The organism is Huintestinicola butyrica (assembly GCF_025567215.1).
GTDB lineage: Bacteria > Bacillota > Clostridia > Oscillospirales > Ruminococcaceae > Huintestinicola > Huintestinicola butyrica.
On sequence record NZ_JAOQKB010000011.1, the window covers coordinates 36,888 to 50,648 of the forward strand.

Here is a 13,761-nt window from a genome sequence, read left to right on the forward strand (position 1 = left end):
ACCAATATTATAACAGCCAGGCTGATAATCTGTCAATGTTTTTTAAGGCTGAAAGAAAGCAAATAAAAAAATCAGTCGGTTGAACCTCTAAAATCCACCGACTGATAACAAACGTAGATGATGTGGGTGACTTCCACCGCCCACACATCACAATGATTATAATCCATAAACCCGAATTTGTCAAGTATGAAAGGAAGTTTATTATGATAACAAAAGCAATGATTATAGAAAATTCAGTAAGTACGTTTGGACGTGGTTTCATATCTGAGGTTAACGGAGATGTAATAAGTGTTCAGCAGTGCAATACATCTATAAGATATTATAAGCTTAAAATAAACGGTAACGTTGTTGCATCACGTTGCAATTATGATACAGCATTAAATAAAGCGTGTGATTGTTTAAATATGAAATAAATTTCATTGCCTGTGCAGAAATGTACAGGCAAATTTCTTGACACTGCGCCATAAATGCGGTATAATGAATGTTATGAATAAAAATAGAAAGGAAGGAAATAGAACTGTTTGTTATGATATGAAAGGGATATAAAAAATATCTAATTTCGCATAATAAAAGTTAAATTTACATACAAGCTATTACTAAAGTCAACATATATCATCTAAGCCATTCGGAAGTCTGCCGAGTGGCTTTTTTCTGTCCTGCTGAAAAATTTACAGAAGCTCCGAGAATTGCGCAGGGCGGCGCATATAATTAACCCAGAGGTCGCCCCCTCTCACGTATGGCGGCGCACTCCTGTTCGGCTTTCATTTACAGCATAGAGGACAGCACACAAGCGGCTTACCTCGGGGGGTGACCTCTTAAATGCCGTACCCCTGCGCCGCCCTGTGCAAATCTTGGAGGAGTTTGTAAATTTTTCGGCACGCACAAATGTAAGGTGCCAAACATCAAGGGGAGTGCTGGCACGACCCGTAAGATGTTATAGCGCCTTATATTATCATAGCTCGTTATTTTATATCATTATGCGTGATTGTGTAAAACAACTCATAATTGTTATAATTTGTTGTGTAATATATTTCTATTTTTTCCCAATCTTCATTTTCTAAGTACATAGTGATTTCATCATTTGTCTTTTTGCCGCTTAACAGTTCGCTAACAACTAAACTTTCAGATTTTTCTTCATAATCATCAACATATGTTTTGAATGAAATAAGTTGTGTGTTTTTATCAATACTTGTATTTGTTATATCAAGACTAATCTTTAGTTTGTCTCCTGTTACTTGATTTCTTTCAATAGTAATATCTTTGATTTCTATTTTTAACCCATCTATATATTTGGTTCTGTTGTTTATTATACCGCTATTTGTTATTATGTAATACCCTGCCAATGCGGCTACGATAATTATTATAGCAAATATTATTCCTTGGGGCGCTCTTTTCTTTCCACAATACGGGCATTTGGGATTTCCTTTTGTATTATATGTTAAGCCGCATTTTTTACACCTGTATTCTTTCATTTTGTATTCCTCCAATGTTTTATATTATATCTCGTCTTTCTGCGGCTTCTGCCGCCTGTTCTTCTGCCAACCGATCTATTTGACCAATAATTTTACCTTGCCGCTTCTCGGAAAGAGAACGGTATTTTTTTATTATGTCGGTTTCCTCTGCTGATAGCTCTGATTTTGTTAAACCCCGTTTATCGTTTGTTTTGCCTGCTATATAATCTAACGAGACTTTATATATTGTTGCAAGCTGTTCAGCAATTTCCAATGTTATTGGTGTTTCTCCTCTTTCATATCTTTGGTATGTTTTTAGTGTGATATTTAATTTTTCAGATAATTGACTTTGTTTTAGGTCGTTATCTTCTCGTAAATCTCTTATTCTTTGATATAACATATAAATGTTTCATCTCCTTTTTGTGCATTTATCCAAATTATAACACAAAAGGACAAATATGTCTTGACAACTGGACATTATTGTCTTATATTATTGTTAAAGAGGACAGATAAGTCCTTTAAAAGATAACAAGGGGGGGATATAAATGTTAAAAGTATTAAAAGCAATAAAAGAATTTTTTGACAACATTGATTTGTTCAGTTTAGCTTTTTGGCTTGCTTGTATCTCTGTTATGATAACTTCTGTTATCAGTATTTATCATCACTTTAACCCACCTGATACAATCAAGCGCAACGGCTACGAATACGAGCTACAGTATTACCCAGCTTCTTCTATCGTTGAGTATGATTGCACATACGTCTTGAAAGAGACTGATGAATAAAAATAAATCAAAGGAGAAAAAGAATTATGGAAAACAAAAAAATTACTCTTGCACCATTCAAAACTTATTTGCTCGGCTATTATGCCGTTACTGGCGGTTCGTTCCTTAATAAGGAAACGGGCGAGATAACTAACCTTGTGCTTAACCGCTATGAGTTGCAGATTGTTTCACCTGCTGACCCGTCCAAGTGGGGAGCTGATAAGTTTGTCGGCGGCTCGGTATCAGTTATCAAGATACCTTTTGACAGAGCTTTCGCATTCTTCGGTTGTTCACCTCAGGAGTTCACGCCCGAAAAATTCCTCGACCCCCTCGTTGGTATGCCTATCGTGCTTCATACCTGTGTTAACAGCAAGGGTAAAGCCGCTATAAGGGGCATAACCCTTGATAATACGTAAGGGAGTGTCTGAATGAATGATGAAACCACTTTTACTGACGTTTCCGCTCTTGATACCTTAGCTTCCTCGGAAGAGGAAGAAGTATATGGCACAATGGTTCTCGAGCTTTCCGAACAAGATAGAGAGACAATGCAGGAAATAATGCAAAACACTGAAAGCATATTTCAGCTTATTGCTCTTCTGTTTGTTTCTGTTGTTCTCTTCTCCGTATTCCGCATTCTGTGGCAACACATCGCAGGAATGTTCGGTATATAAATCTTAATGAAAGGAGATTTGCTTTATGTTTACTGCACTTGCAGCAGAGGGCGGCAATGCCCTTGTAACAGCTATGCAGGGCGTTGACTTCAGCGCAATCGGTGATACTATTTCTGCCGTTGTTCCTGTTGCTCTCCCTGTTATCGTCGGCGTGCTTGCAATCCGTAAGGGCATCAGCTTCCTTATCGGCTGTATCCATTCCGCCTAAAGACCCAAATGGGCAGGCTCTTAATGGGTCTGCCCATTTTTTATGCCTTAATGACCTTTTGAAAGGAGGTTTATTATGAATTATAACAGAATTTTGCAAATGATTTTAGCAATGATTTCTTCTTTTGCTATTATCGTTTCTTTTACTGTTCCTGTCTTTGCGGCTACTCGCCCAAATTATTCATTGGACGAATGGCAGGCGTTAACACGTGAAGAGATATATAATCTTATGGTTGAAACTTGTGCAGATAATGGCGGTACATACAAGGGCACTGTTAATGATATTAACGGTATGGGCGGCTATGCTCTTTATCGCTGTTACCGTTCGCTTAATGGTTTTGATACTACTGCCGGAAGTATTAACGGTGTCCCTATATCCACTGGTGACCCTGCATCTGCTAAATTTATGCTATCCCAACGTGGTCTTGCTGATTTTGGTGACGGTAATTATAAGGATAATGGTCATTCTTCTAATTCATTCAGTGAGGAAATGAACGACCGCTTTGACGAGTATCAGCAAGAATACCCGTACTCAGGCATTAACAATAGCGTTTGCTACAAGTTTCCTAACGGTTACTATATTTCCTGGGAGCCGTTGCAGGGCGGTCAATATGGCTATGGATTCGGCGTTGGCACGGCAACACACTTGAAATATACATATTCCTTGCGCTTTTATCTCCACAACGAAAGCGGCAAAATCATTGAGATTTCAACTGATAGTTATGACGGTCCCATAAGTTGCCCCACTTGCAATACAACACCTTATCATAATTTCACCATTCTTCCCGATGGCAAATTTAGCTACGACGCCGAGCGCACTGGTTGGGTGCATATTGGTGATTTAGCTACGTACACCCATACATTCCCGTGGTATAGCACTTACGGCGATGGCGAGGAAGATAAACCAACTGTAACGCCTGTGCCTATTACGCTATATAACATAGATAATGGCGACACTATCAACGCATATAGGGAAGGGGATAGCATTAACTATAATAATACCTACTATGATTACGGTGATACCGTGACCATTGGCGGCAATACCTATAGTGTTTATTATGATTATCGTGATATGTCTGAGGACTATTTGAACGAGTTCTATAATTACGTTTATAACTATTATTACGATAATATCGGCACTGACTATAAGTTTGATGACAGCGCCATTCTTGAAGCGCTTAGGGCTATATATGATAAGCTCCAGGCTATTTTTAATAAGTGTCAGGCTGGTTTTCGTAATGTAACCGATAAGCTTAATGAAATCATCAAGCAGCTGAAAAGCATCGGAAAGAGTGTTGACGATATAGCTAACGAGGACGATAAGACAAGCTTTATTACTGAGCTTACAAAGCTTATTGAGAAGCTCAAAAGCAAGCTTGGCATAACTAACCTTACTAAGAATATCGACAATATAACATCTGCATTCTTTACAGCTCCTACCTATACAGAGACACAAGACGGTCAGCTTCTTGCTACTTACACGCTTGCAGATGATGCCTCAACAGATGCTCCAACTACCGTTGACGCATATCCTCACTTGTATTTTACTTATAACGGTCAAAAGTATGACTTTTGGGAGTGGCTTCCTGCCTTTTCCGCAAGCCCCAGCTTGCAGACATTTAAGGATATAGTTGAGCTGTTTCTTATAGCTTCGTTCTGTATGGCTGTATTCCGTTCTATCCCTGATATCGTGCTTAATGCTGGCAAGGTTGCTGGCGCTCCCTCTGCTATGTCAGAGGTTGAAGCATACCGCCGTAAATATGATTGATAGGGGAGTGATGAAATGCTTAAAAATCTATTGTCGGACGCTGTTATTCAGTTTATAAATATTCTCATTGACTTGATACCTGAAATTGATATACCCGTCTTTGACCTTCCTAAAACACTCCTGGAAGTTCATGCGGCTTTGTATTATTTCCTGCCTATGGATACTATTCAATCGTTATTCGGGCTTACGGTTTTGATAACAACTGTGCGTATAACTCTTGCTGTAATAGTCAGGGTTAAATCATTTATTCCCTCAATGGGAGCATAAGGAGAATGTATATGTTTCAATCAGTATTTGGTGTATTTACTTCAATATTTATGGCTATATTCAAGTTTTTGATTATAGCCATTGCTATTATACTTGTTCCACTGTTTTTGAGTATGGCTATTTGTTATTTAGTCCATATCATCAAGGGCGACCGTATAAAGAAGCGAACCGTTCCACTTCCTGAGCCTATTTATACAAAGAAAAGGTCAGTGCTTATTCGGCTGTTCGTGGATTTTCCCAAACGATTTATACAAGACAAATTTGACCGTAACCCTGATGCGTTTAATTTTCACGGTGTTCATGTTTTCGCTGGCGAACAAGGTTCAGGCAAATCAATAGCTATGGTGCATTTTGCACTTATGCTGAAAGAGCAATATCCTGCTTGCCGTGTATGTTCCAATATCGACTTGAATTTTCAAGATGAAAAAATAGAGGATTGGCATACCCTCGTTGATAAGAATAACGGTGAATTGGGTCAGATCTGTATTCTTGACGAGTTGCAAAACTGGTTTAGTTCTATGGATAGCAAAAATTTCCCCCCTGAAATGTTGCAGGATATAACCCAGGAACGCAAACAGCGCAAAGCAATTCTCGGCACGTCTCAGGTGTTCACACGGCTTGCAAAGCCCATAAGGGAACAGGTGACGTTGTTGTATTTGCCTAAAACGTTCTTTGGCTGTATAACCTTTGTGCGTGTCTATAAGTGTGATTTGAATGATGATGGAACGCTTAAAGACAGGCATTGCATCAAGATGTATTTCTTTGTGCATGATGATAGGTTGCGCAATGCCTATGATACATATGAGCGTGTAGCCCGTCTTTCGGTTAAAGGCTTTCAGCCTCGTTCAGAGCAGTTAAGCAACGATACAATGCAACAGAATGTTAATATATTTAGTAAAAGGTAAGAGGACGCAAGCGGCGAAGCCGCCCGCCCTCGGGCGGCGGCTTCGCCCTGCGGCCTCTACTTGATATATTAACCTCAAAATGGTGCCATTTTTATTAAACGGGGGTTGCTATGGCTGATATATGTTGTAAATACAACGGAAAATTAAAGGTTTATCCCGATAATACTATTGTCGCCGTGTTTTCCAATTTGCCAAAGTTCAAGCTTCCTTCTTCTTCCGAAAAGACTAATCGCCGTACTGATAATTCTTTTTTGAATTGGAATTATCAGACTGATCTAAAAACCAATATATCATATGATAACGGTTATATACACGTTGATGATTGGTCGGGTGAGATTATATATATATCGCCTTTCCTGCCTGCCGAAAATCAATGTTTAACGGACGGCAACAAGGTCATTTCAAAACGTGCTGATAACGTTAAGCGTGCAAAGGATAAAATATTTGACCTTGTGGCGCTCAACGACTGGGACTATTTTTTTACCGGTACGCTCGGCGATACGGTTTTTGACCCCACAAACGCAAAAGCGGCGTTGAAGCCGTTGCAGAACTGGTTAAAACATATGGTTAATCGTAAGGGTTTAAAATACGTCCTTGTCGCTGAGCTACAGCCTAAAAGCGGTCGTATTCATTTTCACGGATTTATCAACGATATCCTTAAAATGGTTGATAGTGGTACACGTATTGTTCCGTGGGCGTCCAAACCTGTCAAAATTGATACTATACGCCGCAAGGGTTATGACCCTGCGGAATATGAAGACAGGATTGTATATAACTGCCCTCAGTGGAAATTCGGTTTTACCACTGCTATTAAGGCATATAACGGTTCTCAGGCGTGCGCCCGATATATTACCAAATATATCACCAAGGACAATAAGGCTGTGTTTGGTCGGTATTACTGGAGTAGCCGCAATTTGCGGCGGTCTCCTGATGTGTATGTGTCTAATTTTGATTATGACAGCATTTACACTCGTGAATATGCGATACCACGGACTAAGGATCGCTACAAATATTACACATTCTTTCAAGGTGAAAGTCGTTTTTTTTGGGAGCTTGGAGAAAATGAATTTGACCGTATGACTGATTATCAGCAGGCGGCGGCAAATTCTGCAGCTATATTTGATATTCTTGCCGAATTTGAGGAAATAGACACATTCAGCGATTTTGAAATAATAGGGGGTTAGTGTTATGCGTAAATCTGAGTTGTTGAGTGAGTACATATATAATCGCCGTGTTTTTTTGGAACATGAAGTTCAGCAGTTGCAGGAGAATTTGCGTTATCGTTCTATATCTTCCGTGGATTGCTTAGAGCTTATCATAGCCCAAGAACGTCTTGCAATGTTTATTGAAGTTACAAGAGACGTAACGGAGCTATTGAAGCTCAAAAACGGCATACCGCCGTAAAACACACTTAAATGCCCCTAAAATCAATTATGTGAAAGGTAGTGTAGATATGTTTGAATATTACGAAAAGCTTACTGGCGGCGCTCTGAGCGGCTATATCAGCGAATTGACGTTAAAAGGTCATTCCGACAATGAAATCGCAATGCTTCTGGGTGTCCGTTGGTCTTACCTGTTTTCGGGTTTAGGTTGGTTTGAATGGTCGCAGATTATCGCCGAATATCGGCAGATGCAGAGACGGCAACAGGCGTTTCCGAGGGAGTATGTAAAGGCATAAAAAAAGAGCAGGGGAGTTAACGCCCTTGCTCCTGCTCTGGCTTTGTGAGCTTCTCGCCCATATCTGCGGCAATGAGCGCATTTATATATGCGTTTAGGCTCATGCCCTTGCTTGCGGCGTGTGCGGCTATTTGGTCTTTTTGACCTTTATACACCCTTATTTTCATTTCTTCATAGGTTTTAGCATTATACTTGGCGCTTGCTCGTGTTTGTGCATTTGGCATTTTTATCACCTCAATGTGATTATATCACATTTTTTATACTGTGTCCATTATGCAATATATACAATAATGTACCCATTATTTCTTGTAAAATGCCTATTGATATAATGTACCCATTATGATATAATATATATAGTGAGAGAGAGGAACAGACCTCTTATGAAAGGAAGTGAGGAAATGAGCTTGACGCCTTATGAATGCAACCGCTTTGAGGAGCTTATAAGAGAGAATGAAAAGCTTAGATCAGAGCTTGAAAAACTCAAAGCAGAGCTTGAAGCCCTTAAAAAAGAGCAATAAAAAATGTAGTCGGTCAACCGTCTAAAGCACCGACTACATAACGCAAATATAATTGATGTGGTGAATACTCTCACGTTCATCATATTGATTATAATCCATAAACCCGATTTTGTCAAGTATGAAAGGATAAAAATGAAAATTTATAAAGTTGAATTTCTTGTTAGAAAACAAGGCGAAACAAATTATTTTATTTATATAGAAGCTAAAAATCAGAGAAATGCTAAGGAAGCAGCAAGGCAAATATGGGAAAAAAATCATTGTTCTCATATGTTTCATTTAACCGCAAAATCTGCAAATTTAGACCATTATAAGATTGATACATTTTATCGGATTAGAGAATATTAAAAATTCATTGCCTGTGCAGAAATGTACAGGCAAATTTCTTGACAGTTGGCGGCAAATGCGGTATAATGAATGTTATGAATAAAAATGGAAAGGAAGGAAATAGAACTGTTTGTTATGATATGATAGGGATATAAAAAATATCTAATTTCGCATAATCAAAGTTATGCGAAATTAGATAAGTAAAAATTATATTTAAACTCCATATTGCACAGTTTTATACCATATAAATGCTCTCAACAATACTTGATATAATATTAGACGCTCTTTTAGATTCGGCAAAAATGCTGCCATTTTTATACCTCACATTTTTGCTGATGGAATTTATCGAACATCACGCTGCCGATAAGCTTGCGCTCGCACTTGAAAAAGCAGGTCATTCAAACATCGGCGGAGCTGCTGTCGGTGCGGCTCTGGGCTGCGTTCCGCAATGTGGATTTTCCATTGCTGCATCAAATCTGTTTTCCAGCAGAATAATCGGCGCAGGCACACTTATGGCTGTCTTTATTTCCACCTCAGATGAAGCAATCCCCATCTTGCTTGCTCACCCTGACCAGATAAGTTCTCTCTGGAAGCTTATTGCTGCAAAGTTTATCATTGCCATAATCGCAGGAGCACTTTTCGGCATTCTCATAAAGTTTTTTGTAAAAGAACCCGATGATGCGGAATTCGACCAGATATGCACCACCTGCGGCTGTGGCAATCACAGCATATGGCTCTCGGCATTCCATCACACACTTGAGATTTTTGTGTTCATCTTAATTGTCAACCTCATAATGAACTCTATCATGGAATTTGCCGGTCAGGACAATGTATCCGCATTTTTGAACGGCATCGGATTTCTCCAACCGTTTGCATCAGCTCTTGTTGGTCTTATCCCCAACTGTGCAGCATCTGTAATTATAACAGAGCTGTATGCCAGCGGAAGCATCTCCTTCGGAACTGCCGTAGGCGGACTTTGCACTGGTGCAGGCGTGGGACTTGCGGTGCTTTTTAAGACAAACAAGAACCTGAAAGAAAATATCATTTTCCTTGTATATCTGTATTTTATAGGCGTTCTCAGCGGCTCTGTACTTAATCTTTTCTGCTGAGTTTTAAATTGATCTGAGAGGACGGTTTTCAGCGTGACTGATCTGAAACAGTTTATAAAGCAAGAGGCTGTCGCAATAATCGCATTCATAGCCGCTATTATTTCCTGTATTTTTGTTCCTGTAACAAATTATGTTTCTTATATTGATACCGACCTTATCGGTGTTATGTTCGGATTTATGGCTGTTGTTGCAGGCTTTTCGGTAAATAATGTTTTCAAAGTTCTTTCAGAACAGGTTGCCGCACTTGCCAAGGACACAAGAAATCTTGCTCTTGCGCTGGTTTTCATGGTATTTTTCATGTCCATGCTCATCACCAACGATGTTGCTCTTATTGCATTTATCCCGTTTACCGTAATGATGTACGAAAAAATAGACAAGTCCCCTGTTTATGTTATCGTGCTGCAGACTATTGCAGCTAATATGGGCAGCGCATTTACGCCATTCGGCAATCCGCAGAATCTGTACCTTTTTTCTGCCTCAAAGATGACATCTTCGGAGTTTTTCTCTCTGACGCTTCCCGTTACGGCAGTAAGTATGCTGATGCTTTTTATAGGCTGCATGATGATAAAAAAAGAGCCTATTTTTTTGGAAAAGGACGAACAAAAGGCAACTGTCCAGAACCCCAAATACCTGCTGCTGTATGCTGCGTTGTTTATTTTATGTATTCTTTCCGTTTTCAATGTAGTTGACACAATAAGCGTTTTTGCGTCGGTCTGTGTTGTGGTGGCAATAATCCAGCCCAGCGTTTTTGTAAAGGTAGATTACGGTCTGCTTGCCACATTCGCCTGCTTTTTCATTTTTGTGGGAAATGTCAAGAATATTCCCGAGGTAACTCAGTTTATAAGCAGCGTGATATCGGGTCACGAGTTTGAAAGCTCCGTTCTTTGCAGCCAGATAATTTCCAATGTCCCCGCTTCCGTTATGCTTTCGGCTTTCACAGATGATTACAAGTCCCTTATCCTCGGAACCGATATCGGCGGTCTGGGAACCCTCATAGCTTCCCTTGCGAGCCTGATATCCTACAAAAGCTATCTGCGCTCAGAAAAATCCGACTCAAAGAAGTTCATCAACTGCTTTACAATAGTGAACATAATTTTCCTTGCCGTACTCGTTCCCCTGGCAAAATTCGTAATACTTAAATAAATGAGGGCTGATAAAATGGAATACATGAAGTTCAGGGATAAAAGTCTCACAATCGGAGAAAGAATAGACGATTTGCTGGGCAGGCTCACTGTTGACGAAAAGATAAATATGCTTTCTTCGGTTCAGTGCGAGGTGCCAAGGCTCGGTGTCGGAAAATGGACTATCGGCTGTGAAGCTGCCAGAGGCTTTGTGTCAAAAGACACGAATGAGGTCTCCACAGTATTCCCTCAGCCCATCGGAATGGCATCGACATTTGACAAGGAGCTTATGCGAAAGATAGGCGAAATCGCAGGCGACGAAACAAGGCATTATTATAAGCAGGATCCCACAGGCAGGCTTATGCTATGGGGTCCCACTGTTGATATGGAACGCAATCCCCTATGGGGAAGATCTGAGGAAGCCTACGGAGAAGACCCTTGCCTTGCAGGTGAGATGTCAAAGGAATACACCATCGGTCTTGCAGGTGCTGCTCACAGTGAAGAGCCTGCCGACAAGGATATCAGGGACTGCCGCACAGACGAAAGCGGAGTTCTGCTGAAAACTCTCCCCACCCTTAAACATTTCTGCGCCAATAACAACGAAAAAGACCGTATGTGCGGAAATTCCGATGTTACCGTGAAGCTGCTCCACGAATACTATTACCGTGCGTTCAAGCCTGCTCTCACGGAGGGCGGCGCTCACGCTGTAATGGCTGCCTATAACAAGATCGGCGGCGTTCCCGGGGATATGAACCCCGATATGCAGCACGTCCTTAAAGATGAGTGGAAAATGGACTTGGCAGTAAGTGACGGCGGAGCTTTTTCCCAGAATTATCTTGAACACGGCTATACAAATTCTCACGCCGAATCACTGGCGCTGTGCATAAAGAACGGTACCGATACCATGACCGATGATGGCCGCATGGTAGCTGCCGCTGCAAGAGATGCACTGAATAAAGGGCTTATTTCTGAAAATGATATCAACAAGGCTGTGGGAAATGTTCTGCTGGGACGGTTCAGGCTGGGCGAATTTGATGACAGACACAAATATTCCGATACCGACACTTTGCCTGACAGCGAATACGCCCGCACAATAAACAGGCAGGCAGCTTATGAGCAGATTTGCCTGTTAAAAAATAACGGCATTTTACCATTAACAAGTGAAAAATTGTCTGTCAGCGGAGAAAAGAGAAAAATTCTTATTGCAGGGCCGATAGCTGATGAAAATTACCGTGACTGGTACACAGGCGTGGCATCTTACGCCATTTCTGTACGAAAAGCATTTGAAATGCACTTTGACAAGGAAGCGCTTTCCTTTGATAACGGATACGACTATGTTGCCGTAAAATCCAAAGCAAACGGAAAATATATGTCTGTAGGCGATGACGGAAAAATAAGCTTTTCTGCCGATAAGATCACCGAACGTGAGCTTTTCGAGCTTCACAAATGGGACAAGAGCGTTTATAATTTCAAATCTCTGTTCAATGGCAAATATGTCACCGAAAACGGCACATACTCCGCTTCCTCGGAAACACCATACGAATGGTTTATAAAAGAATGGTTCAAGCCCCACGAATACGGCGAATATGTTTATTTTGAATCGTGGCATGATGACTCGGTTTATGTTAATGAAAATGGCGAGCTTGCCGTAAAGCCAACCTGCCGCCCCTCCGAGAATAGGCTTTTCACTATTGAAACTGTTTCAAGAGGAACAGAAAGACTTCATGCGCTGTCGCACAAGTCGGATATTGTGATATACTGTGCAGGAAATCACCCGATGCAGGTGGCAAGGGAATGTTATGACAGGGAAACTCTTGCTCTCCCCTCTCATCAGCATGAGCAGATAATGAGCCTGCCCTCCGAAAAGCTTGTGCTTATGCTTATATCAAGTTACCCTTACGCCATAGTCAGCGAAAGCAAGCACGCTTCGGCGGTAATTTACTCCTCCCACTGCGGTGCAGAGATGGGAAATGCTGTGTATTCGACCATATTCGGTGAAAATAATCCCGCCGCAAGATGTCCTATCACATGGTACAGATCAGAGCATGAGCTTCCCGATATCAAGGAGTATGATATCATCACATCACGCTCAACCTATATGTATTATGACGGCGAGCCGCTTTATCCCTTTGGATTTGGCTTATCATACTCCAGCTTTGAATATTCTGATCTTACGGTGAATGCGCTTGACGACTGCATAAAAATATCCGTAAATGTAAAAAACACCTCCGACACAGATGGAGATGAAGTGGTTCAGATATATTTCTCTGCGGACACTGCCCCCGAAAGAATATCTAAGCTCTGCGGATTTGAAAGAGTCACCATAAAAGCGGGCGAAACCGCCAAATTATCCCTTGAAATTCCCAAGGAACGCCTTGAAGCCTACAGCACCGTTAACGGTAGAATGGAAATTTTCAGCGGAAAATACACATTTATGGCAGGCGCTTCAAGCAAGGATATACGCTGCACGGCTGATGTGATGATATCAGGGGCAGAGGCTTCTTTCAGAAAATGCGGTGAAACTGTTTACTGTAAAAATAATGACAGTATCTTCAGAGGTTCCCTCGGATTTTCCAATGCGAAAAACGACTGGTATGTAAAATTCGGCGACTGGGGCGGAAATGTCTCATTTGAAAGCTGTCAGTTTGACGGCGCAGATCATATGATAGTATATGCTTCAGCCCCATGCTCCACTGCCAGAATTGAAATTATCTGCAACGGCAGCTGCATAGGCTCGGTTGAGATACCCCCGTCAGCCTCATGGGACGATTTCCATGAAATAAAAATCCCCCTTGAAAAAGCTCCTGACAACACTGTGGAATTTAATTTGCAAGGAATGTCAGCAGTTTACAGCTTTATGGCAATGAAAGATGAATAACACGATTTCACTTGCTTTTTATACATCAATGCTGTATAATGTAAATATGAGTAACCTGATCGCCTATAACGATCATAGCTCTGAGAAAGGATGGCCGTAATATT

18 protein-coding genes are annotated in these 13,761 nt (G+C 40.9%); 15 read left to right on the plus strand and 3 right to left on the minus strand.

Annotated elements, in window-relative coordinates:
• The first annotated feature begins 203 nt into the window (after positions 1-203).
• Positions 204-413, plus strand: a complete 210-nt coding sequence (locus OCV68_RS11200; RefSeq protein WP_262572695.1) for a hypothetical protein — start codon at positions 204-206, stop codon at positions 411-413.
• Positions 414-962: 549 nt separating this feature from the next.
• Here OCV68_RS11200 and OCV68_RS11205 read toward each other — a convergent pair.
• Positions 963-1,472 (minus strand): hypothetical protein, encoded by a 510-nt coding sequence (locus tag OCV68_RS11205; protein WP_262572698.1) that lies wholly within the window; start codon positions 1,470-1,472, stop codon positions 963-965.
• A 19-nt stretch (positions 1,473-1,491) separates the two neighbouring features.
• Complete coding sequence (locus OCV68_RS11210; protein ID WP_262572700.1) at positions 1,492-1,851, minus strand: helix-turn-helix domain-containing protein; 360 nt, start codon at positions 1,849-1,851, stop codon at positions 1,492-1,494.
• Between the two features lie 145 nt (positions 1,852-1,996).
• Between OCV68_RS11210 and OCV68_RS11215 the strand changes: the two genes are divergently transcribed.
• The 9 genes from OCV68_RS11215 (at position 1,997) to OCV68_RS11255 (ending at position 7,708) form a co-directional block, all read left to right on the plus strand.
• Positions 1,997-2,233, plus strand: coding sequence for a hypothetical protein (locus tag OCV68_RS11215; protein WP_262572702.1), 237 nt, complete (start codon positions 1,997-1,999; stop codon positions 2,231-2,233).
• A 26-nt stretch (positions 2,234-2,259) separates the two neighbouring features.
• Positions 2,260-2,628, plus strand: coding sequence for a hypothetical protein (locus OCV68_RS11220; RefSeq protein ID WP_262572705.1), 369 nt, complete (start codon positions 2,260-2,262; stop codon positions 2,626-2,628).
• Positions 2,629-2,640: 12 nt separating this feature from the next.
• Positions 2,641-2,883: a hypothetical protein gene (locus OCV68_RS11225; protein ID WP_262572707.1), complete on the plus strand. Its 243-nt coding sequence runs from the start codon at positions 2,641-2,643 to the stop codon at positions 2,881-2,883.
• 25 nt (positions 2,884-2,908) lie between these two features.
• Positions 2,909-3,091 carry a hypothetical protein gene (locus OCV68_RS11230; protein WP_262572710.1) on the plus strand — a complete coding sequence of 61 codons (183 nt, stop codon included), beginning with the start codon at positions 2,909-2,911 and terminating at the stop codon, positions 3,089-3,091.
• Positions 3,092-3,166: 75 nt separating this feature from the next.
• A complete protein-coding gene (locus tag OCV68_RS11235; protein ID WP_262572712.1) occupies positions 3,167-4,858 on the plus strand; it encodes a hypothetical protein in 1,692 nt (563 codons plus the stop codon).
• A 15-nt stretch (positions 4,859-4,873) separates the two neighbouring features.
• Positions 4,874-5,125 (plus strand): hypothetical protein, encoded by a 252-nt coding sequence (locus tag OCV68_RS11240; RefSeq protein WP_262572714.1) that lies wholly within the window; start codon positions 4,874-4,876, stop codon positions 5,123-5,125.
• An 11-nt stretch (positions 5,126-5,136) separates the two neighbouring features.
• Positions 5,137-6,030: a hypothetical protein gene (locus OCV68_RS11245; RefSeq protein ID WP_262572717.1), complete on the plus strand. Its 894-nt coding sequence runs from the start codon at positions 5,137-5,139 to the stop codon at positions 6,028-6,030.
• Positions 6,031-6,140: 110 nt separating this feature from the next.
• Complete coding sequence (locus OCV68_RS11250) at positions 6,141-7,214, plus strand: rolling circle replication-associated protein (RefSeq protein WP_262572719.1); 1,074 nt, start codon at positions 6,141-6,143, stop codon at positions 7,212-7,214.
• A 269-nt stretch (positions 7,215-7,483) separates the two neighbouring features.
• Complete coding sequence (locus OCV68_RS11255; RefSeq protein ID WP_262572722.1) at positions 7,484-7,708, plus strand: hypothetical protein; 225 nt, start codon at positions 7,484-7,486, stop codon at positions 7,706-7,708.
• A gap of 16 nt (positions 7,709-7,724) precedes the next feature.
• Here OCV68_RS11255 and OCV68_RS11260 read toward each other — a convergent pair whose 3' ends face one another.
• Complete coding sequence (locus OCV68_RS11260) at positions 7,725-7,931, minus strand: antitoxin (protein WP_262572724.1); 207 nt, start codon at positions 7,929-7,931, stop codon at positions 7,725-7,727.
• A 156-nt stretch (positions 7,932-8,087) separates the two neighbouring features.
• Between OCV68_RS11260 and OCV68_RS11265 the strand changes: the two genes are divergently transcribed.
• The 5 genes from OCV68_RS11265 (at position 8,088) to OCV68_RS11285 (ending at position 13,657) form a co-directional block, all read left to right on the plus strand.
• Entirely contained in the window at positions 8,088-8,225 is a 138-nt protein-coding gene (locus tag OCV68_RS11265; RefSeq protein ID WP_262572726.1) for a hypothetical protein, read from the plus strand.
• 132 nt (positions 8,226-8,357) lie between these two features.
• Positions 8,358-8,570 (plus strand): hypothetical protein, encoded by a 213-nt coding sequence (locus OCV68_RS11270; protein WP_262572728.1) that lies wholly within the window; start codon positions 8,358-8,360, stop codon positions 8,568-8,570.
• 227 nt (positions 8,571-8,797) lie between these two features.
• Positions 8,798-9,658, plus strand: coding sequence for a putative manganese transporter (locus tag OCV68_RS11275; RefSeq protein ID WP_022476083.1), 861 nt, complete (start codon positions 8,798-8,800; stop codon positions 9,656-9,658).
• 33 nt (positions 9,659-9,691) lie between these two features.
• Positions 9,692-10,801: an SLC13 family permease gene (locus tag OCV68_RS11280; protein WP_262572731.1), complete on the plus strand. Its 1,110-nt coding sequence runs from the start codon at positions 9,692-9,694 to the stop codon at positions 10,799-10,801.
• A 15-nt stretch (positions 10,802-10,816) separates the two neighbouring features.
• The gene (locus tag OCV68_RS11285; protein ID WP_262572733.1) at positions 10,817-13,657 is read left to right on the plus strand and encodes a glycoside hydrolase family 3 C-terminal domain-containing protein; all 2,841 of its coding nucleotides are present in this window, start codon (positions 10,817-10,819) and stop codon (positions 13,655-13,657) included.
• Positions 13,658-13,761 lie beyond the last annotated feature (104 nt).